Raw genomic sequence first — 18,684 nt, 5'->3', positions numbered from 1 at the left:
CGGCTCGCTTCGCTCGCCACCTCCCCCGCACGCGGGGGAGGAGTTTGGAGCATCGCCATGCCGCGCGAAACCAGCGCTAGCATTGCCGCTTGGGGCGCTGAGACGTTCGGTGAGGTTTCTGACCTTGCCGTGCTGATCCAGCGCGCCCGCGCCGAATTCGAGGAATTGTCCGCCGCCGTGCGCGCAGGCGACGAAAACGAGATCGGCGCCGAAGCGGCGGACGTGATGATCCTTCTGCACCGCGTGCTCGGTATCCTCGGCAAGGATTTGGCTGAGGAAGTCGACGCCAAAATGAACATCAACCGAAACCGGCAATGGCGCCTCAGCGGCGACGGCGTCGGCCAACACGAGTGAATGTCATGCCGAGGTTTCGGTTTCGCATTTGGCTCGCGCTGTTGCTCGTATTGCCGCTTTGCTTCGTAGGTTTCACTGCGTGGGAGACTTATCGCGGCGGTAGGCCCATTACTGGTTTGACGCGGCTTCTTCTCCCTCTCGCATGGGTTGTCTTGTGTCTGGCGGCGACTTCGGTTCTCTCGCTGAGACAGGAAGCTCGCATTTTTGTTGGGGAGCGGTCGCGGTTGGTGGTGCGCGCCGCTGTGCAAGCGGTTTTCGCGCTTGCCGCCATCCTAGGCACAGCCTTCGGGCAGCTCGTCGGAATGTTGGCGGGGATCGATTGGATCCCGCCTGATCGCCAACTCGCAGAGGATTATGCGCTGCTGTTCGTTGGGAGCGCGCCGTTGTCATTCGTCGCAGCGCTCCCTGCGGGTTTGATCATTGCGCTTTTGATCCCACGCTATTGGAATTCTCATCTCTCGCTCATTTCTCAAAGAAAGCCGCACCATGCCTAAAGTTCTGATCAGCGATGAACTCAGCGAAGCCGCCGTCCAAATCTTCCGTTCGCGCGGGCTTGAAGTGGATTTCCAGCCGCAGCTTGGCCCGGATGCGGCGAAGCTGAAGGAGATCATCGGCAATTATGATGGCCTCGCGATCCGTTCGGCCACGAAAGTGAAGCCGGACATCATCGCCGCGGCGAAGAATCTGAAAGTGATCGGTCGCGCCGGCATTGGCGTTGATAACGTCGATATTCCGGCCGCGACGGCGCGCGGCATCGTGGTGATGAACACGCCGTTCGGCAATTCGATCACGACGGCCGAGCACGCGATTGCGTTGATGTTTGCGGCGGCCCGCCAACTCGCGGCGGCCGATGTGAGCACGCAGGCCGGCAAGTGGGAAAAGAACCGATTCATGGGCGTGGAGCTCTACGCCAAGACGCTGGGGCTTATCGGGTGCGGCAATATTGGCGGCATCGTCGCGGATCGTGCGCTAGGTTTGAAGATGAAGGTCGTCGCGTATGACCCGTTCTTGAGTCAGGAGCGCGCCGTGCAGATCGGCGTGGAGAAGGTCGAACTCGACGAATTGCTCGACCGCGCCGACGTGATCTCGCTGCACGTGCCGATGACCGAGAAGACCAAGAACATTCTCTCGCGCGAAGCTTTGGCCAAGACCAAGAAGGGCGTCATCGTCGTCAACGCCGCGCGCGGCGGCTTGGTGGATGAAGCGGCGCTGCGTGAGGCGCTTGAAACCGGCCATGTGTCGGCGGCGGGCTTTGACGTGTTCACGGTGGAACCGGCGAAGGAAAACGTACTCTTCGGCGCCCCGAACTTTATCGCCACGCCGCACCTGGGCGCATCGACCAACGAAGCGCAGGAGAATGTGGCGCTGCAAGTCGCCGAGCAGATGAGCGATTATCTGCTGACGGGTGCTGTCACCAACGCGCTCAACATGCCGTCGATCACCGCCGAAGAAGCGCCGCGCTTGAAGCCGTTCGCGGCGCTCGCGGAAAAGCTCGGCGCCTTCGCGGGCCAGATTGTCGATGACGGCCTGGAAGAGGTCGAGATCGAATATGAAGGCGATGTCGCCAAGCTCAATATGAAGCCGCTGACCGCGTCGGTGCTGGCGGGGATGCTGCGGCCGCTGCTGCAGGACGTGAACGTGGTCTCGGCGCCGGCGATCCTAAAGGAACGCGGCGTGCCGCTGACGGAGAGCACGCGCGAGGGCTCGCCGATCTATGACAGCCTGATCCGCATCAAGGTGAAGACGGGCGGCAAATGGCGCTCGCTTGCAGGCACGGTCGTGGCTGGCCAGCCGAAGATCGCCGAAGTGAAGAACATGCAGCTCGAAGCGCATTTCCATCCCGTCATGTTGTTCGTGAACAATTCGGACAAGCCGGGCTTCATCGGCGCGCTGGGCACGATGCTCGCGGACGCCAAGATCAACATCGCCACCTTCCACCTCGGCCGTGAAGCCGAGGGCCAAGACGCGATCGCGTTGGTCGGCGTGGACCAAGTTGTCACCGACGATCTGCTCGCCCGCATCAAGGCGTTGCCACAGGTGCGCTACGCGAAAGTGTTGCGCTTCTAAGCGGAACTTGATCGCAAAGGCAGCGTTCATCGCTCGGCCGAGTCATGTTCGGTTCGAGGGGACGCCTTTGATGAAATGGAAGCTGTTTTGCTCGACGCTGTTGCTGGCTGTCGCGGGCGTAGCCGCGCCCGCGTCGGCGAAGGTGGAAGAGATCCGCCTTGGCTATGTCGACAACATCCGCGACGATCACGGCGAGATCGTCGGGGGCAAGCACAGCGGCGGCAATGTCGAGTTCGACATTGTTTCGTCGTCGCCCGATTTCTTGAACCTGATCGGCTCGCCGCGCCCGTATCTGATGGGGTCATTCGCGACCAGCGATGACGGCGTCAATTTCGGCGGCTTCGGCCTGTTGTGGCGCTGGGAGTTCGCCGATGGTTGGGCGTTTGAGCCGGGCTTCGGCTACATTCTGCACGACGGCGAGATTGATAATCCCTTCGCCGACGGCACGCCCGAAGCGGCGGCGTTTGAAGCGGAAAACCAATTGCTCGGCTCGGAAGATTTGTTCCGCACAAGTTTTGCGTTGGAACGGGAGTTTGGCGATCGTTTCGCGGCGCAGCTCTATTGGCAGCACATGAGCCACGGCCAGATCCTCGACAGCGGCCGCAACCAAGGCCTTGATTATGTTGGCCTGCGCTTCAGCTACCGGCTCGATCCCGACCCGGCCGACTAACGCGCTTTTCATCCACCCCGGCCCTGGCTAGTTTGCCCGGACTTTCGGGGAGGCAGAATCGATGCGGGGATATTTGGCGGGCGTTGCGGCGTTCGGTGCGGCCATGGCTTTGGCGCCGGCGGCGAACGCGGGCGTCGATGAAGTCCATGTCGGCGTGATGGCGCACAATATCTGCGTCACCAATTGCAAGAACGCCGATAAGGAAGACGGCCCCAACGTCGAGTTTCAGGTCTCGTTCGACTCGCCTTCGTTTCTGAATTGGGCAGGCTCGCCGCAACCCTACATTCTGGCCTCGGTGAACGTCGCCGGCGAAACCAGCTTTGGCGGCGTCGGCCTCGAATGGCGCTGGGATTTTGCCGAAGGCTGGGCGCTGGAGCCCGGCATCGGCTATGTGATCCACAATGGCGAGGTCGATAATCCCTTCGCCAACGGCACGCCGGAGGCGGCGGCGTTCTTCGAGGAACATGTTCTGTTCGGCTCGGAAGATTTGTTCCGCACCTCGCTTGGCCTGACGCGCGATTTCGAAGGCCCGCTCGAAGCGCAGGTGTTTTTCTCGCATTTGAGCCACGGCCAAATCCTGGGCTCCGGCCGCAACCAGGGCGTCGATCAGCTCGGCGTGCGCATCGGCTATCAATTCGGCGGCTGACGTTGCGCGCTGCGCGACTTAAGATGCGGCCAACTCCAGAAGGGGGATGGCGATGGGGACACATCTACGCGCGCGGTTCGAGCGGCCTGGCCCGAAGCGCATTCTGGCGCTCGATGGCGGCGGCGTGCGCGGCCTGCTCACGGTCGGCATGCTGGCGGAGCTCGAAGCCCATTTGCGCCAGCGCTACAACAAGCCAGACATGCGCCTCAGCGAATATTTTGATCTCATTGGCGGCACGTCGACGGGCTCGATCATCGCGACGGGGTTGGCGCTCGGCATGAGCGTGTCCGAGATTTGGGCGCTCTACAAAACCGTCATTCCGAAAGTGTTTAAGCGCTTCTGGTTTCAGGGGGCGGGCATTCTGGCCCCGATGTTCGTGAGTGGTCCGCTGACGAAAGCGCTGAAGGGCGAGTTCGGCGGACGCACGCTGGAGAGCGAAGACCTGCAATGCGGCTTGGCGGTGCATTGCAAGCGCATCGATACCGGCAGCGCCTGGATTTTGCTCAACAACGCGAACTGGAAATATTACCCGCACAATTCGGGCTTCCGCCTGCGCGACATCGTCCAAGCGAGTGCGGCCGCGCCGCATTATTTTAAAGGCGTGCTGCTCAATCTGCCCGTGCCGGGTGACGCCGATCGTTCGACGGCCGCGTTCGTGATTGATGGTGGCGTGGCGGGCTACAACAACCCCGCGATGGAATTGGCGATCGCGGCGACCGATCCGGCCTATGGGTTCAACTGGAGACCGGGCAAGGACAATCTCTATATCCTCTCGCTCGGCACAGGCTTCTTCCGCGAGCGCATGGACGCCAACCAATATCGCAAGAAGACGTTCGTCGGCCAAACGCTCAACGCGCTGCGCGGCATGATCAACGACGTGTCGCTGCAACAGATCGCCTACATGCAGGCGATCTCCGAGAGCGGCGCGCGCTGGTACATCAATTCCGAGAAAGAAGATCAGCCCTCCGGCGCGTATCTCGCGATTGATCCCGTGCTGCATTATCAGCGCTACGATGCACGCATCGAGCAGGTCGAGGAAAGCGCGCGCAGGCCCGAACACGCACAACGCCTGCTCGGCCGTGAACTGGATGCGGCCGAGATCAAATCGATGAGCGAAATCACCAATGGCGACGCCGCCAATCTGGCGCTGTTGGACGATATCGGTAGGCGTGCCGGGCGGCATTTCCTTTCGGTGGCCGCGCCGCCGGCCAAGTTCGATATCTGAGCGCCGGGGCATAGCCGCGCACGCCTGGAGTTTTGGCTGCTAAACCCTTGCGTCCAAAGGGAAACAGCGCCAATGAACGCAAGTAAAAAGCAACGCGGGCTGAAACGCCCGGCGAGGTAAACGCATGTCTGGCGTAGTGGTTGTCGGCGCCCAATGGGGCGATGAGGGCAAGGGCAAGATCGTCGATTGGCTGTGCAATCGCGCCGATGTCGTGGTGCGCTTTCAAGGCGGCCACAATGCGGGGCATACGCTGGTTGTCGGCAACACCACTTACAAGCTCGCGCTGCTGCCCTCGGGCGTCGTGCAGGGCAAGCTCTCCATCATTGGCAACGGCGTTGTCGTCGATCCTTGGGCGCTGATGAGCGAAATCGAAAAGATCACCGCGCAAGGCGTTGCGATCACGCCGGACATGCTGGTGCTCTCAGATCAAGCGAGCCTCATTCTACCGTTCCACCGTGATCTCGACGCGGCGCGTGAAGCCCAAGCGGGCGCAGCTTCGATCGGCACCACCAAGCGCGGCATTGGCCCCGCCTATGAAGACAAGGTGGGCCGTCGCGCCATCCGCGTCGCCGACTTGGCCGATTCCGAAGCGATCGACTGGAAGATCGAGCGGCTGACTGCGCACCACAACGCACTGCGCAAAGGTCTCGACCTGCCGGAAATTGACGTTGCCGCGCTGAAAAAGGAATTGGCCGAGATCGCGCCGAAAGTGCTGCCGTTCGCGCAGCCGGCGTGGCGCGTGCTGGATAACGCGTTCCAGCAATCGAAGCGCGTCTTGTTTGAGGGCGCGCAAGGCGTGCTGCTCGATGTCGACCACGGCACGTATCCGTTCGTGACCTCCTCCAATGTTGTGGCGGGACAAGCGAGTGCGGGCTCGGGCGTTGGCCCTGGCAAGATCAGCTACGTGCTTGGTCTCGTGAAGGCTTACACGACGCGCGTCGGCGGCGGTCCTTTCCCGACGGAGCTCAATGACGAGATCGGCAAGAAGCTCGGCGAGATCGGCCATGAGTTCGGCACCAACACAGGCCGCGCGCGCCGTTGCGGTTGGTTTGACTCCGTGCTCGTCCGCCAATCGATCGCGCTCTCGGGCGCCGATGGCATCGCGCTGACGAAGCTCGACGTGCTGGACGGCTTCGACGAGGTGAAGATTTGCACGGGCTACAAGCTTGGCGACAAGGTCATCGATTATCTGCCCGCGAGCCTCAAAGATCAGCAACGCATTGAGCCGATCTACGAGACGCTCGACGGCTGGAAGAAAACCACGCGCGGCGTGCGCTCCTCCAAAGATTTGCCGGCCAAGGCGATTAAGTATGTGCGCCGCATCGAGGAATTGATCGGCTGCCCGGCTGCGCTCGTTTCCACCAGTCCCGAGCGCGACGACGTCATTCTGATGCGCGACCCGTTCAAGGCGTAAGCGAAGAGGCGAGCGGCGAGTAGCGAATAGGGAATAGAAGCTGGCGGGCCCGGCCTCCATTCGGTACTCATGGGACGCACTTCGCCGGAGGCGTGAATGACGGCCGACAACGATCCCCAGCCGGGCGGCAACCGGCGCTTTCATTTCGACGTCGAACAGGCGCGCGCCGGCGCGCAAGCGGCGCTGCACAAGTCCGAGTTCATTCTCTCGCGCGCGTTCGGGTTGTTTCAGAACCCCACTAAAGAATGGGAGCAAATCCGCGACGAGCAGACCTCGATCCCGAACATTCTGCTGGGCTACGTCGCGCCGCTCGCGGCGATCCCGCCGGTTTGTGATCTGATTGGGCAGACGCTGTTCGGTCGTTTGCTCGAAACGAATGTCGGCGGTGCGCTGATCAATGCGGTGGTGACGTGGATCGTCAGCGTCGCGCTCGTATTTCTGCTGGGCATCATCATCAATGCGCTCGCGCCGAATTTCGACGCCGATAGAAGCGAGATTTCCGCGCAGAAGGTTGCCGCGTACTCGCTGACGCCGGCGTTTCTGTCGGGATTTTTTTCGCTGTGGCCGCCGCTCTGGTGGCTTTCGCTGTTTGCTTTGGCGGCGATGGTGTTCTTGATGTATCGCGGTCTGCCGGTGTTGCTGAAGGCGCCGGAAGATCGCGCGCTTGGTTATGCCGCCAGCGCAACGGTCGCGGTGATGGTCGCGGCCATAGTATTGTTCGCGATCGCGGCCGCGGTGACCTGATTAACCCCGATTTCGGTTGGCGTTAGGGCATGCCGCCCGTAGCATCATAGCTGACTCACCATTTGGGAGAGGGCAGCCCATGACTATCGATCCCACCAATGCCGGCGCGAACGGTCTCGTTGACCGCGCCAAGAACATCCTTCTGACGCCCAAGGCGGAATGGGAAAAGATCGCGGCCGAGCCGTTTGATCTGCAGAAGCTCTATACGGGCTACGTCGTGCCGCTCGCGGCGCTGGCGGCGGTGTGCGGCTTTATCGGCATGTCGCTCGTCGGCATGTCCGCGTTCGGCATCTCCTATCGCGTGCCGATCGTCACCGGCATTGTGCAGGCGGTCGTGCAGATCGCGCTCAGTACGGCGATGGTTTACGTGATGGCGCTTGTTACCAACGCGCTCGCGCCGAATTTCGGCTCGCAGCAGGATGTCGAGCGCGCCCACAAGCTTGCCGCTTATGGTTGCACGGCTGGATTTCTCGCGGGCGTGTTCGCGATCCTGCCGCCATTGGCGTTGTTGTGGCTCGTCGGCCTCTATTCGCTGTATCTCATCTATGTCGGCCTGCCGGTCATGATGAAGACGCCGCAAGACAAGGTGATCGGCTATGTCGTCGTGATCGTGCTGGTGACGATCGTCATTGGCGTGGTGGTGAATCTTGTGCTGGGCACGATCCTGAACGCCGTGGGCTTGGGCGTTCGTCCGCCTGGCGCCGCGTTCTAAATCCGCGGTCGGTCGCGGACGTGTGCGATCTGCACGCGTCCGCGCGCCCCGTGTGGGGCTTGATCTTGATTTCGCGCAACATTCGCGTTTTGCGCGCGTGCGATGTATGAAACGCGATCCTTCGACGTGACCCGAACGGCGCGAGCGTGCGAAGGCGCACCCAATTGGCTCCACACATCGGTTCCTTCCGGAGAACCGCTATGACAGCAAGACGCAACGGCGCGCGTTCGCGCGCGGATTTGAGCGCGCCGCTCAATGCGAACTCATTCCTTGTCTCACAACGAGTAGCGCTTGAGGCGGCGCGCTTCTGGGCGCGGCGCATGCACGCGTACGCCGACCAGATGGAGGCGCTGTGCAAATGCACGTCCGCCGACGATTTGATGAAGGCGCAACGCGGCTTCATCGATCGGATGCAGCAAGACTATGCTGAAGAAAGCGCGGCGTTCACCCAATTGCTGTCCGCAGAAGCGTCCGAGGCTGAAGAGCGGTCAGGCGCATAAGACCCAAAAAGTTCGGCCCTCGCTGATGGCGAGGGCCGAAGATCGCGCTTTGGGCGGTAGCGCGACGGGGTGCGCGAGCAGGGGGAGGAGCTGACCCGCGCGGGACGTTTTACGCGTCGGCGTCGGCCAGCAAGCCGCGCTCGGCCGCGACCTTCTTCATCGCCTTTTGCAGCTTCTCAAAGGCGCGCACCTCGATCTGGCGCACGCGCTCGCGGCTTACGCCGTATTCGACGGAGAGTTCTTCAAGCGTCGCCGGTTCATCCTTCAAGCGGCGCTCTTGGATGATGTGGCGTTCCCGCTCGTTCAGACCCGCCATCGCCTCTTGCAGCAGCGTCATGCGTGCGTCGAATTCTTCGGAATCCGCCAGGCGGGTTTCCTGCGTGCCTTCAGCCTGATCGTCGGCGAGCCAATCCATCCATTCGGCGTCGCCCTCGCCGCCTGCGCCGCCGATCGGCGCATTGAGCGAAGCGTCGCCGCCGCCGCTCATGCGACGGTTCATGGAGACGACTTCCTCTTCAGTGACCGCGAGCTTGTGGGCGATCGACGCCACGTGTTCAGGCTTGAGGTCGCCATCTTCGAGTGCGGCCATCTCGCCTTTCATGCGGCGGAGATTGAAGAAGAGCTTCTTCTGCGCGGCGGTCGTGCCCATCTTCACAAGCGACCAGGAGCGCAGGATGTATTCTTGGATCGAGGCGCGGATCCACCACATCGCGTAGGTCGCGAGGCGGAAGCCCTTATCCGGATCGAATTTCTTGACGGCTTGCATCAAGCCGACATTGCCTTCGGAAATCACTTCGCCGATCGGCAGGCCGTAGCCGCGATAGCCCATGGCGATCTTGGCGACCAGCCGGAGGTGTGAGGTGACGAGCTTGTGCGCGGCTTGCGTATCGCCGTGCTCTTGCCAGCGCTTGGCCAGCATGAATTCGTCTTCCTTGCTGAGCATGGGAAATTTGCGGATCTCCGAGAGATACCGTTGCAATCCCTGCTCAGGGGACAGTGCGAGCGTCAGCGCTGTTGAAGCCATGATGTGAGAACCCCTCATGCGACGGGCGGTCGGGCCTAACTCTCATACGTGCGAGAGGGCGGCCCGGTTGCCGTCACGCTTGCTAATATAGGGAGCGGTTCAAGACTTTGCTCGAAGCGGGGCGCGCCGCCCCATTCGCGGGGTTCAACTCGCCGTTACCATTCCCTAACCATATGAACATAACAAGAACGCATCGATTCGGCAAGCGAAACGAAATCAATCCCTAGAATCAGCGCCATGAACATTCGCGAACCACCCCATAGGGATTGATTCGTTGGGTGGGCCTGGCGCGATAAATGTTCTCGTGTTGTCTGAGGCTTAGCTTTTGGCTTTGGCCGGCTGCAGGGTCTCGACGAGCGCCCAGATAGCGAGCGCCGCAGTCAGCCCCGCGAGGCCCCAGCGGACGCCGATATCGACCAGCGAGAGATAGACCTGATCCGGCGCTCCCCCGATCTGCATCCACACTGCGTGGACGCGCCCATCGCCCGGGTCCGCGGCGCGCGGCATGCCTTGGAACATGCGCACTTCGTTCAGTGTGAACAATAACAGCGCGCCCAACGCGGCGAGCAAGCGCTCGACGTTCGCAAACAGCATCATGGATTTCCGCCCAAACCGTACTCGCAACCAGAAGCTAACCTGGGCGGCCAGCGTGTTGCAGTGGCCAACAGCATGTTCCGCGTGGGAACTCAGAGTTTGCGCAAGGTGATGAGCAGCGCCGCCATATCCGCAGGCAATTCGCTCTCGAAGCGCAATTCCTGGCCGGTGATCGGATGCACGAATCCGAGCACGGCCGCGTGTAGCGCCTGGCGCGGGAAGGCGGCCACAGCCTCGGCGGCTTCGGCCGCGTGTGGGCCTTCGGCTTTGAACGCGCGTTGTTTGCCGTAGAGCGGGTCGCCGATCAGCGGGCAGCCGAGATGCGCGAGGTGGGCGCGGATTTGGTGCGTGCGGCCCGTGTGGAGGCGGCACTCCAGCAGCGCGGCGGCCGGGTGGCCCGCCGACGTTTCGGGCTGTTGGCCGAAGCTCTCGATCGTCCAATATTGCGTGATCGCGTGTTTGCCGGCTTCGCTTTTCGGATCGCGGACGACGACGTATTTGCGGCGATCCTCGCTTGAGCGGACGAGCCTGTTCTCGATCGTCCCCACACGTTCCTTCGGCGCGCCGCGGGTAACGGCGTAATAGACGCGCTCCAGATCGTGTTTGGCGAAGAGCTTGGCGAGGCCCGTATGCGCGGCGTCATGCTTCGCGACGACGACAAGCCCCGTCGTGTCCTTATCGATGCGATGCACGATGCCCGGCCGCGCGACGCCGCCAATGCCGGAGAGGCTGTCGCCGCAATGCGCGAGCAACGCATTCACGAGCGTGCCGCGCATTGAGCCGGGCGCGGGATGCATCGCCATGCCGCTGGCTTTGTCGACGATGACCAAATGTGCGTCTTCGAACACGACATTGATCGGCAAGTTCTCGGGCTGCGGCGCGGCCGGCTCCGGCGGCGGTAAGAGCAGTTCGTAGCGGCCGCCGACGCGCGGCTTATCCTTCGCGTGCGTCACTGGCGCGCCATCGACGCTGAGTTTACCGGCGCCGATCAGGCCTTGCACGCGTGAGCGCGAGAGGTCCGGCCAAAGCTTAGCCAGCCACGCATCGACGCGATCGCCCGCGTCGGCAGGGGCGATGGCTTCGCGGACCTCGCCTGTCTCAAAATCTTCGTCTTGGTCGGACATTTGGCCCCTCAATAGCGACTTGCGCGGGGAGGGCCAGCCCCCATAGTGCGCGCGGGAGGACGCGAAACGCCAATGAAGCGGGCGCTGATTATATTGGCCGTGTTGGTCGCGGCGGGCGCGCTTTACGTAGCTGCGTTCCTGACCGTGAACCATCAGGTCTCGGCCGAAGTCGCGGATATTCAGCGCACGCCCGGCGAGAGCCTCGATGCGGCGGGCGACACCCTCGACATTCTGATCTGGAACGTGGGCTATGGCGGCTTGGGCGCCGATAGTGATTTCGTTTCGGATGGCGGCGAGCATTTGTTTCCGCCCTCGCGGCAAGCGGTGCGCGCGAACGTGGCGGGCATTGAATCGTTTCTGCTGAGCCAAGCCGATGCGGACGTCGTCATCATGCAAGAGACGGCGCGCGCGGGGCCGGTGAATTATTGGATCGACGTGCGGGCGCGCGCGGAACATGCGCTGCGCGATCGGGACAACACCTTCTTCTCCGATTTTAAAACCCGGCTGTTGCCGTGGCCGCTGCACATTGAGCATGGGCAGGCGCTTTATGCGCGCGTCGCGGTGCAAGGCGCGGACGTGGTGGCGTTGCCGGCGGAGGATAGCGGCTTCCTCGGCGTGCGCCGGCGGTATGCGTCGCCGCTGATCCGGCTGGCCGGCGATGAGAATTGGACCATCGCCAGCGTGCATCTGGCCGCGTTCGACGAAGACGCGGCGGTGCGGACGCGGCAGCTGCGTGAGCTGATGGCGTGGGCGCAGGGGGAGTATGAAAGTGGGCGGCGCGTCGTGATCGGCGGCGATTGGAATTTCCAACTGGCCGAGACGGATTTTCCGCACAATACGGACCAGCGCTTTCTGTTTTGGCTGTTTCCATTCCCGCAAGATGCGCTGGCGCCGGGCTGGCGCATCGCGGCCGATGCCTCGATCCCCAGCGTGCGGACCAATCATAAGCCCTACGTGGCGGGGGAAAATTACGTGACGACGATTGACGGCTTTGTCGTTTCGCCGAATGTCGCGGTCGAAAGCGTGCGCGGTTTCGATCTCGGCTTTGAGCATACAGATCACCAACCTGTGCGCTTGCGCGTGCGGGCGACGGAAGGGGCTTCAGAATGAGCAAGCGGGGATGGACACGGCGCGGCGCGCTGGCGGCGGTGACAGCAAGCGCCACGGCGGCTGCATGTGCTGCGCCCAGTGTGGAGACGCCAGCCTATGAGGGCGAGATCGCGTTCAACCACGGCGTGGCTTCGGGCGATCCCAAGAGCGATCGCGTCGTGATCTGGACGCGCGTGACGCCGGCCAATGCCGGCCCCGTGCCGGTGCGTTGGATCGTGGCGCGCAACCGCGAACTGACTGACGTTGTGAAAACGGGCGTGGTCGAGACGAGCGAGGCGCGCGATTACACGGTGAAGGCGGACGTGACGGGCCTGCGCCCAGGTGCGCCGTACTTTTACGGCTTCCGCGCGGGTGCGGCCCAAAGCAGTGTTGGCCGTACGCGGACATTGCCGCGTGGCAGCTTGGACGAAGTGAAGCTCGCGGTGCTGTCGTGCGCCTCGTTCCCGCACGGCTTCTTCAACGCCTACGCGGCGCTGGCGCAGCGCGAGGATGTCGATGTCGTCGTGCATTTGGGCGACTACATCTACGAATACGGCCTCTCCGGTTATGGCGGCGAGACCGCGATCCAGCTCGGTCGCGTGCCATCGCCGGAGGTGGAATGCACGCGTATCGAGGATTATCGCGCCCGCCACGCGCAATATAAAACCGAAGCCGAGCTGCAAGCCGCGCACGCCATGGCGCCGTGGATCGTGGTCTGGGACGATCATGAGACCGCCAACGATTCCTTCGCGACCGGCGCGCAAAACCATCAGCCCAACGAAGGCGAATGGGCCAATCGCAAGAGTGCGGCGCTGCAGGCCTATTACGAATGGATGCCGATCCGCGATCCCGAGCCGGGCCGCGCGTTCGAGGCGATCAATCGTTCGTTCCAGTTCGGCGACCTCCTGACTCTGGTGATGGTGGAAACGCGTCTGCTGGCGCGGACCGAGCCGTTCGATTACGCGACGCAAATGCCGATCCGCATGCAGCGCTGGAATTTCACCAATCCAGCGACGCCCGTCGCGCTGCGCGATCACGAGGCCGATGTGGCGGCGATGCAGCGCCTGCCGGCGATCTATGAAGCGGTGGGCGAAGAGATGCGCCCGGTGCTCGATTGGCGGCGTGTGCAGACCTTGGCGCCCGCGGTCCCAAATTTGCCGACGGGTTTCTTTATAGCGCCGGACGTGGAGGCGTTGAATAACATCCTCTCGACGCCGGATCGCGCGCTCTTGGGCGAGGCGCAGGAGCAATGGCTCGCGAGCGAGTTGGGCGGCTCGGCGCAGGGCGGCACGACCTGGCAAGTGCTGGGCAATCAAGTGCTGGTCGCGCCGCTGACCGCGCCTGACCTCTCCGCCGCGCCGGCGGCGTTGGCGGAGGCGTTGGAGCGCTTGAGCCCAGGCGTGACGCAGCTGCTGAAGCTGACGCGGTTTGAGTTTCCGCTGAACGTCGATGCGTGGGACGGCTACCCGGCCGTGCGCGCGCGTCTGCTGCAATCGATCCGCGCGGCGAGCGGCAATGCGTTGATCCTGACGGGCGACACGCACATTGCGTGGGCCAACGAGATTTCCGATGCGCAAGGCCGAGTCGCAGTTGAGTTCGGGACGACCTCGGTCACCTCGCCCAGCGAAGCGGCGTATTTCTCACCGTTCGGCGTGGACTTTGGCGCGGGCGTGCGGGCGCGCAATCCGCATATCAAATACACCGACCCCGAGCATCACGGCTTCCTGCTGCTGACCTTGAGCAAGCAGCAAGCGCTGGCTGAATTCTTCGCCGTGTCGACGATCCTGTCGAAGACGTTCGAGACGACGCGCGTGGCGGCGTTCAGTGTGGCGCCCGAGGCGGGCCCGGCCGTGGGCGCGATTACGCAAGCCACTTAGGCGCGTCTTCGTGTTCCGCTTCAGCGCGGGTGCGCGGCTGCTTCGCGCGGTCCACTTGGATCGCGCGCATCAGCATGCTGTGCACGAAGAGGTTGGACGCATTCGTGTCGCGTCCGGAATGCTGCGCGTAAGAGCGCAACGCTTCGGCGAGGGCGAGGAATTGATCTGCGTTCATGGGCGCGTTGTCGGCAGATTCGGCGACAGCATCGTGACTCGGTTGGGGCGCAAATGTGCCTTTACGTTTTTTCACCTCCGAGGCGGTTCACATGCGCGCGCCGTGCTGGACCGAATGCCGTCAATTCCTCGGTTTCCTTACCATTCAGCCAGTCCTCGGCGATGGCGCCGTAGAGCGGCGCATATTTGAATCCGTGACCGGAGCAGGCGGAGAAGAGCAAAATGCGCTCGTGGATGCGGCTCGGGGTGATGAGGAAGTGTTCGTCGGGTGTGACGGTGTAGAGGCAGCGCGTCATGCGCACGGGTTCGGGATTGTGCGTCGGCAAGAGCACGCGTGCTTGCTCTGAAAGGAGCGTGGCGTCTTCCGCGTCGGGGGCGCGGACGTTGTCTGGATCAGTCGCGCCGCCGATGGCGTGCAGGCCGAGTTTGTACAGGCCGCGCGGCGCGGGCATGCCGTAGACGCCTTCGTCATTGTCGGCGCAGATGACGGGGGCCATGCGCGGGTTCGGTGACTCGAACCAACCGACCACGCGGCGCTTCACGGCGAGCTTGCCGGCGAATTCCGGCAGCAGCTTGCGCGCCCAGCCGCCGGCGGCGACGATGACGACATCGAAGACGCGCGCTTCCTCGTTGATCTTCAGCACGAGGCCGTCAATCGGCGCTTCGATGCGGGCGTTGTGGTGGAGCTTGGCGCCCCAGCGCGGCGCTTGCTTCAAGAGGAACGCGCGCACCGCGTCGGCGGCGATGACGCCGGCATCTTCCTGGCGAAACACGTCCCATTCGTAGGGCATGGCGATGTAGCCGCGCGTCATGGCGTGGATCGCGTCGCCGCGCATGATGGCGGCGGGCGTGCGGCTCAAGCGCTGGCTGGCGGCGACGAAGGGCGAGCCGCGCGGGCCGGCCATGAGGCCCCCGGTCCATTCGATGAACGGGCGGCCGGCCAAGCCTTCCCACGTGCGCCAGATCTCTTGGGCGCGGCGGGCGAGCTTTACATAGATTTCGCCTTCGCCGGGCGTGAGCCGCATGATGCGCGTGTCGCCGTGCGAGGAGCCGTTCGTGTGCATCGGCTCGAATTGGTCGAAGCCGGATACGTCGTGGCCGGCGAGCGCCAGGCGCGCGCAGATGCTCAAACCAGCAATGCCAAGCCCGATCACGGCGATGCGCATGATCCCCTCTACGCAGGTTTGGCGAGAGGTCGCAACATCGATCACGTCCGGGTGATGGCTTGTACTTCTGGTTGCCGCCGGTCTGCGCGCGGGCTTAGCGTTTTGGCAGGGCAATACGGGAGGGGCTTATGTTTCGCGGCTTATTGGTTGGGGCGGCCTTGGCGCTGATGAGCGTGGGGCCTGCGTTCGCGCAAGAAGAAGAGATCGTCGTCACGGCGACGCGCTATCGCGAGGCTTATGAGAATTTCAGTGTGCCGCATGTGTCTCTGGTGCGCCGCGCGGATTTCGCCGTGCAGCAGATCACGATTGGTTCGGATACGCGCGAAGCCGCGCAGCGCACGGCCGAGCTGCGCCAGGCCTTGCAGAGCCTCACACGCTATGCCGACCGAAATGCTCGCATTTCCGTCGCCTTGATCGAGGAGGATTCGGATCAATCCGGCCAAGCGCGCGTGGTGGCCTTCAATGTCGATAAGGCGATGGAATCGCTGCGCTCAGGTCCGCGCCAGGATACGTCTTATGTGTCGATCACTGTGCGCACGCGGGTAGCGGTAGGCGATGATCGTGACGCGGTGCGCGAGCGGTTTACGCAGTTCGTTTCGAACATTCCGCGACCGGGACGGGTGGAGGTTTCGTTCGGAGAGATGCAGCTTACGTTGAATGACCCTCAACAATATCGCCCAGCTTTGATTACCTCGATCGCCGCCGACGCCGCGCAAATCTCAAATGCGCTGGGCGTTGGCTACGGCGCGCGGCTCGAGGGCTTAGAGAACCCGATCGCGTGGCGCCGCGCCGGCGATTTGGACCTGCGCCTGTTTATCCCGTATCGCATGGTGATCCTGCCGCGCGAGGCGAGCTAGGCTCAAGCAAAGGGGCGCGACTTGCGTCGCGCCCTTTGGAATTCTCATTGGCTGTCAATCAGCCATACCCCGCCAGCTTCAGGAAGCGGTTGCGGAGTTCGGAATCTTCTTTGAAGGCGCCGGTGAATTGGGTGGTGACGGTGGTGACGTCTTTATGGTGGACGCCGCGCGTGCTCATGCATTGGTGCTCGGCGTCGATCAGCACGGCGACGCCGCGCGGCTTCAGCGTATCGTTGATCGCTTCTGCGATCTGGCTCGTCATCGTCTCTTGCGTCTGCAGACGCTTGGCGAAGATTTCGACGACGCGCGCGATCTTGGAAATGCCGACGACGGCGTCGGTGGGCAGATAGGCGACGTAGGCCTTGCCGAGGAAGGGCGCGATGTGGTGCTCGCAATGGCTCTCCACGTCGATCTTCTTCAGCATGACGATGTCGTCATAGCCGCCGACGTCCTCGAACACGCGCTTGAGCTCAAGCGTCGGATCCTGGTCGTAGCCGCCGAACCATTCGCGATAGGCTTCGATGACGCGCTTGGGGGTGTCCTTCAGGCCTTCGCGGTCGGGATCGTCGCCGGCCCAGGCGATCAGGGTGCGGACTGCTTCAAGGGCCGCCTCACGCGACGGACGCTTTTGCGCGGCCTCGGCGGGCGAGCGCCATTTAATAATTTCACTCATGAGGGGGTCTTAAGTCCTTAGTCTGAGGGACGGAGGTCGAGCCGGGAGGGTTCTGCTGGCTTGTACGCACCAGACGGACACCCGGACTTAACGCCCGCCCGAAATTCACCTCAGGCGACGGGACCCATGAATTTGGCCCCTGTTGGATATGGAGGTTAGCACGGCCCGCCGCTAGAAGCACCCCCATGGAAATCGCACTCACCAACACGTTGACGCGGCGCAAGGAGCGCTTCGAACCCGCCAATCCCAGCCGGGTGACGATGTATGTGTGCGGTCCGACCGTCTATTCTTACGCGCATATCGGCAATGCGCGCCCGCCGGTCGTGTTCGACGTGCTCTTCCGCTTGTTGCGGCTGACCTATGGTGAACAGGCGGTGATCTACGCCCGCAATTACACTGACATCGATGACAAGATCATCGCCGCGGCCGCCAAGAGCGGCGAGCCGATCGACGCGATCACGCGCAAGTTCGAGCGTATCTATGAGGAAGATACGGGCGCGCTCGGCGTGCTGCCGCCGACGCTGACGCCGCGCGCGACCGAGCACGTGAGCGACATGATCGCGCTGATCGAGCAGCTCTTGGCGAAGGGGGCGGCGTACAAGGCCGAGACGGGAATCTATTTCTCGGTCGCGGCTGACGAAGATTACGGCAAGCTCTCGGGGCGTTCGCAGGACGAATTGAAGGCCGGCGCGCGTGTCGAGGGCGAGGACGACAAGCGCCATCCTTCGGATTTCGCGCTGTGGAAGACAACGAAGCCGGGCGAGCCGTCCTGGGAAGCGTCGTTCGGCGCGGGACGACCGGGCTGGCATATCGAATGCTCGGCGATGATCGAGAAAGAGCTCGGTTCGCCGATCGACATTCATGGCGGCGGCATTGATCTCATCTTCCCGCACCACGAAAACGAAATCGCGCAGAGCGAAAGCGCGCATGGCCATGCGTTGGCGCGGGTGTGGATGCACAACGGCTTTCTCACGATGGATCGCGAGAAGATGTCGAAGAGCATCGGCAACATCATCACGCCGCGCGAATTGTTGGAAGATTGGCAGGGCGAGACCATTCGTTGGGCGTTGCTCAGCGCGCATTATCGCGCGCCGCTGGATTGGTCCGAGGATTTGCTGCGCCAAGCGCAAGCCAGCTTGGACCGGCTCTATGGCGCGGTGTTGCGCTTGAAGGATGTGGCGGCGGCTGAGGTCGACGCGCCTTCCGCGTTCGTTGAAGCGCTCGCGGATGATTTGAATACGCCGGCGGCGATCGCGGAATTGTCGGCGCTGGCGACGGCGGCGAATGTTGCGAAGAAGCCGGCCGAGCAAGCGCGGGCCAAGGGCGAATTGTTGGCGGCGGCGCGTTTGCTGGGCGTGCTGAATGAGGATCCCGAGCATTGGTTCAGGGCTTCGTTCGGCGACGAAGCGGCCGAGATCGATCGCCTGGTGGCGGAACGGGTCGCGGCGCGGGCGGCGAAGAATTACGCGGAGAGCGATCGTTTGCGGGATGAATTGGCCGCGCGCGGTGTGGAAGTGATGGATAGCGCCAGCGGCAGCACGTGGCGGCGGAAAGGATGATGGGCCTCGCCCGCGCATAGGCGCGCGCGTGTGTTCGCGTCGTTCTGCTGAACGCGCGTTCTGCAATGCTCCGGGATGATGGCGCTTCAGCTTGAATCGGCGCGCGCGGCGAACAGCGCGCGGGCGCCGAGCCAGCAGAGCTTGCCGGCGTCGCCTTGGAGGCGGCCGTCGACATAAACCGAGCGCGGTTGGCGCTTGAGCGCGACTTTGGCGAT

At 63.0% G+C, this 18,684-nt stretch carries 19 protein-coding genes; 13 read left to right on the top strand and 6 right to left on the bottom strand.

The genetic code is table 11. From position 1 onward, the window contains the following. The 9 genes from VF769_RS14980 to VF769_RS14940 form a co-directional block, all read left to right on the top strand. A partial coding sequence (locus tag VF769_RS14980; protein ID WP_331009232.1) for a dATP/dGTP pyrophosphohydrolase domain-containing protein occupies nt 1-354 on the top strand: 354 nt, incomplete at its 5' end. Between the two features lie 486 nt (nt 355-840). Continuing rightward, entirely contained in the window at nt 841-2,421 is a 1,581-nt protein-coding gene (gene serA / locus VF769_RS14975) for a phosphoglycerate dehydrogenase (RefSeq protein ID WP_331009231.1), read from the top strand. A 70-nt stretch (nt 2,422-2,491) separates the two neighbouring features. Then, complete coding sequence (locus VF769_RS14970) at nt 2,492-3,091, top strand: acyloxyacyl hydrolase (protein WP_331009230.1); 600 nt, start codon at nt 2,492-2,494, stop codon at nt 3,089-3,091. 61 nt (nt 3,092-3,152) lie between these two features. Then, the gene (locus VF769_RS14965) at nt 3,153-3,737 is read left to right on the top strand and encodes an acyloxyacyl hydrolase (protein WP_331009229.1); all 585 of its coding nucleotides are present in this window, start codon (nt 3,153-3,155) and stop codon (nt 3,735-3,737) included. A gap of 52 nt (nt 3,738-3,789) precedes the next feature. Next, entirely contained in the window at nt 3,790-4,962 is a 1,173-nt protein-coding gene (locus VF769_RS14960; RefSeq protein WP_331009228.1) for a patatin-like phospholipase family protein, read from the top strand. A gap of 124 nt (nt 4,963-5,086) precedes the next feature. Continuing rightward, entirely contained in the window at nt 5,087-6,376 is a 1,290-nt protein-coding gene (locus tag VF769_RS14955) for an adenylosuccinate synthase (RefSeq protein ID WP_331009227.1), read from the top strand. A 96-nt stretch (nt 6,377-6,472) separates the two neighbouring features. Next, the gene (locus VF769_RS14950) at nt 6,473-7,120 is read left to right on the top strand and encodes a Yip1 family protein (protein WP_331009226.1); all 648 of its coding nucleotides are present in this window, start codon (nt 6,473-6,475) and stop codon (nt 7,118-7,120) included. 79 nt (nt 7,121-7,199) lie between these two features. Next, complete coding sequence (locus tag VF769_RS14945; RefSeq protein WP_331009225.1) at nt 7,200-7,832, top strand: Yip1 family protein; 633 nt, start codon at nt 7,200-7,202, stop codon at nt 7,830-7,832. 200 nt (nt 7,833-8,032) lie between these two features. Beyond that, nucleotides 8,033-8,332: a phasin family protein gene (locus VF769_RS14940; RefSeq protein ID WP_331009224.1), complete on the top strand. Its 300-nt coding sequence runs from the start codon at nt 8,033-8,035 to the stop codon at nt 8,330-8,332. Between the two features lie 109 nt (nt 8,333-8,441). Here the strand turns inward: VF769_RS14940 and rpoH are convergent, their stop codons facing one another. From rpoH to VF769_RS14925, 3 genes are all read right to left on the bottom strand, one after another. Further along, the gene (gene rpoH, locus VF769_RS14935) at nt 8,442-9,356 is read right to left on the bottom strand and encodes an RNA polymerase sigma factor RpoH (RefSeq protein WP_331009223.1); all 915 of its coding nucleotides are present in this window, start codon (nt 9,354-9,356) and stop codon (nt 8,442-8,444) included. 318 nt (nt 9,357-9,674) lie between these two features. Then, nucleotides 9,675-9,953, bottom strand: a complete 279-nt coding sequence (locus tag VF769_RS14930) for a hypothetical protein (RefSeq protein ID WP_331009222.1) — start codon at nt 9,951-9,953, stop codon at nt 9,675-9,677. A gap of 89 nt (nt 9,954-10,042) precedes the next feature. After that, nucleotides 10,043-11,074 (bottom strand): RluA family pseudouridine synthase, encoded by a 1,032-nt coding sequence (locus VF769_RS14925; RefSeq protein ID WP_331009221.1) that lies wholly within the window; start codon nt 11,072-11,074, stop codon nt 10,043-10,045. Between the two features lie 72 nt (nt 11,075-11,146). Here VF769_RS14925 and VF769_RS14920 point away from each other — a divergent pair, with 72 nt between their 5' ends. Together VF769_RS14920 and VF769_RS14915 are read left to right on the top strand one after the other, a co-directional pair. Beyond that, nucleotides 11,147-12,184, top strand: a complete 1,038-nt coding sequence (locus tag VF769_RS14920) for an endonuclease/exonuclease/phosphatase family protein (RefSeq protein WP_331009220.1) — start codon at nt 11,147-11,149, stop codon at nt 12,182-12,184. Beyond that, the gene (locus tag VF769_RS14915) at nt 12,181-14,040 is read left to right on the top strand and encodes an alkaline phosphatase D family protein (protein WP_331009219.1); all 1,860 of its coding nucleotides are present in this window, start codon (nt 12,181-12,183) and stop codon (nt 14,038-14,040) included. Before VF769_RS14920 ends, VF769_RS14915 begins: the two co-directional genes overlap by 4 nt. Here the strand turns inward: VF769_RS14915 and VF769_RS14910 are convergent. Both VF769_RS14910 and VF769_RS14905 read right to left on the bottom strand, forming a co-directional pair. Next, nucleotides 14,024-14,215 carry a hypothetical protein gene (locus tag VF769_RS14910; RefSeq protein WP_331009218.1) on the bottom strand — a complete coding sequence of 64 codons (192 nt, stop codon included), beginning with the start codon at nt 14,213-14,215 and terminating at the stop codon, nt 14,024-14,026. The two genes, VF769_RS14915 and VF769_RS14910, sit on opposite strands and share 17 nt — an antisense overlap. 61 nt (nt 14,216-14,276) lie before the next feature. Beyond that, nucleotides 14,277-15,380 carry an FAD-dependent oxidoreductase gene (locus tag VF769_RS14905; RefSeq protein ID WP_331009217.1) on the bottom strand — a complete coding sequence of 368 codons (1,104 nt, stop codon included), beginning with the start codon at nt 15,378-15,380 and terminating at the stop codon, nt 14,277-14,279. Nucleotides 15,381-15,508: 128 nt separating this feature from the next. Here VF769_RS14905 and VF769_RS14900 point away from each other — a divergent pair, with 128 nt between their 5' ends. Continuing rightward, a complete protein-coding gene (locus VF769_RS14900) occupies nt 15,509-16,237 on the top strand; it encodes a hypothetical protein (RefSeq protein ID WP_331009216.1) in 729 nt (242 codons plus the stop codon). 58 nt (nt 16,238-16,295) lie between these two features. Here the strand turns inward: VF769_RS14900 and folE are convergent, their stop codons facing one another. Continuing rightward, complete coding sequence (gene folE / locus VF769_RS14895) at nt 16,296-16,910, bottom strand: GTP cyclohydrolase I FolE (RefSeq protein WP_331009215.1); 615 nt, start codon at nt 16,908-16,910, stop codon at nt 16,296-16,298. A gap of 185 nt (nt 16,911-17,095) precedes the next feature. On the opposite strand from folE, the gene cysS reads away from it, so the two are divergent. Next, nucleotides 17,096-18,469 (top strand): cysteine--tRNA ligase, encoded by a 1,374-nt coding sequence (gene cysS, locus VF769_RS14890; protein WP_331009214.1) that lies wholly within the window; start codon nt 17,096-17,098, stop codon nt 18,467-18,469. The last annotated feature ends 215 nt before the right edge of the window (nt 18,470-18,684 follow it).

It is taken from the genome of Vitreimonas sp., assembly GCF_036392335.1.
In the GTDB taxonomy this organism is placed as follows: Bacteria; Pseudomonadota; Alphaproteobacteria; order Caulobacterales; family Aquidulcibacteraceae; genus Vitreimonas.
The sequence above is the reverse complement of the archived record's forward strand: the minus strand, read 5'-3'. Positions and strand labels throughout refer to the sequence as shown.

Excerpts from the sequence above, each read along its gene's own strand:
- serA (WP_331009231.1), top strand. The coding sequence starts at position 841 with ATGCCTAAAGTTCTGATCAGCGATGAACTCAGCGAAGCCGCCGTCCAA.
- VF769_RS14970 (WP_331009230.1), top strand. The coding sequence starts at position 2,492 with ATGAAATGGAAGCTGTTTTGCTCGACGCTGTTGCTGGCTGTCGCGGGC.
- VF769_RS14965 (WP_331009229.1), top strand. The coding sequence starts at position 3,153 with ATGCGGGGATATTTGGCGGGCGTTGCGGCGTTCGGTGCGGCCATGGCT.
- VF769_RS14960 (WP_331009228.1), top strand. The coding sequence starts at position 3,790 with ATGGGGACACATCTACGCGCGCGGTTCGAGCGGCCTGGCCCGAAGCGC.
- VF769_RS14955 (WP_331009227.1), top strand. The coding sequence starts at position 5,087 with ATGTCTGGCGTAGTGGTTGTCGGCGCCCAATGGGGCGATGAGGGCAAG.
- VF769_RS14950 (WP_331009226.1), top strand. The coding sequence starts at position 6,473 with ATGACGGCCGACAACGATCCCCAGCCGGGCGGCAACCGGCGCTTTCAT.
- VF769_RS14945 (WP_331009225.1), top strand. The coding sequence starts at position 7,200 with ATGACTATCGATCCCACCAATGCCGGCGCGAACGGTCTCGTTGACCGC.
- VF769_RS14940 (WP_331009224.1), top strand. The coding sequence starts at position 8,033 with ATGACAGCAAGACGCAACGGCGCGCGTTCGCGCGCGGATTTGAGCGCG.
- rpoH (WP_331009223.1), bottom strand. The coding sequence starts at position 9,356 with ATGGCTTCAACAGCGCTGACGCTCGCACTGTCCCCTGAGCAGGGATTG.
- VF769_RS14930 (WP_331009222.1), bottom strand. The coding sequence starts at position 9,953 with ATGATGCTGTTTGCGAACGTCGAGCGCTTGCTCGCCGCGTTGGGCGCG.
- VF769_RS14925 (WP_331009221.1), bottom strand. The coding sequence starts at position 11,074 with ATGTCCGACCAAGACGAAGATTTTGAGACAGGCGAGGTCCGCGAAGCC.
- VF769_RS14920 (WP_331009220.1), top strand. The coding sequence starts at position 11,147 with ATGAAGCGGGCGCTGATTATATTGGCCGTGTTGGTCGCGGCGGGCGCG.
- VF769_RS14915 (WP_331009219.1), top strand. The coding sequence starts at position 12,181 with ATGAGCAAGCGGGGATGGACACGGCGCGGCGCGCTGGCGGCGGTGACA.
- VF769_RS14910 (WP_331009218.1), bottom strand. The coding sequence starts at position 14,215 with ATGAACGCAGATCAATTCCTCGCCCTCGCCGAAGCGTTGCGCTCTTAC.
- VF769_RS14905 (WP_331009217.1), bottom strand. The coding sequence starts at position 15,380 with ATGCGCATCGCCGTGATCGGGCTTGGCATTGCTGGTTTGAGCATCTGC.
- VF769_RS14900 (WP_331009216.1), top strand. The coding sequence starts at position 15,509 with ATGTTTCGCGGCTTATTGGTTGGGGCGGCCTTGGCGCTGATGAGCGTG.
- folE (WP_331009215.1), bottom strand. The coding sequence starts at position 16,910 with ATGAGTGAAATTATTAAATGGCGCTCGCCCGCCGAGGCCGCGCAAAAG.
- cysS (WP_331009214.1), top strand. The coding sequence starts at position 17,096 with ATGGAAATCGCACTCACCAACACGTTGACGCGGCGCAAGGAGCGCTTC.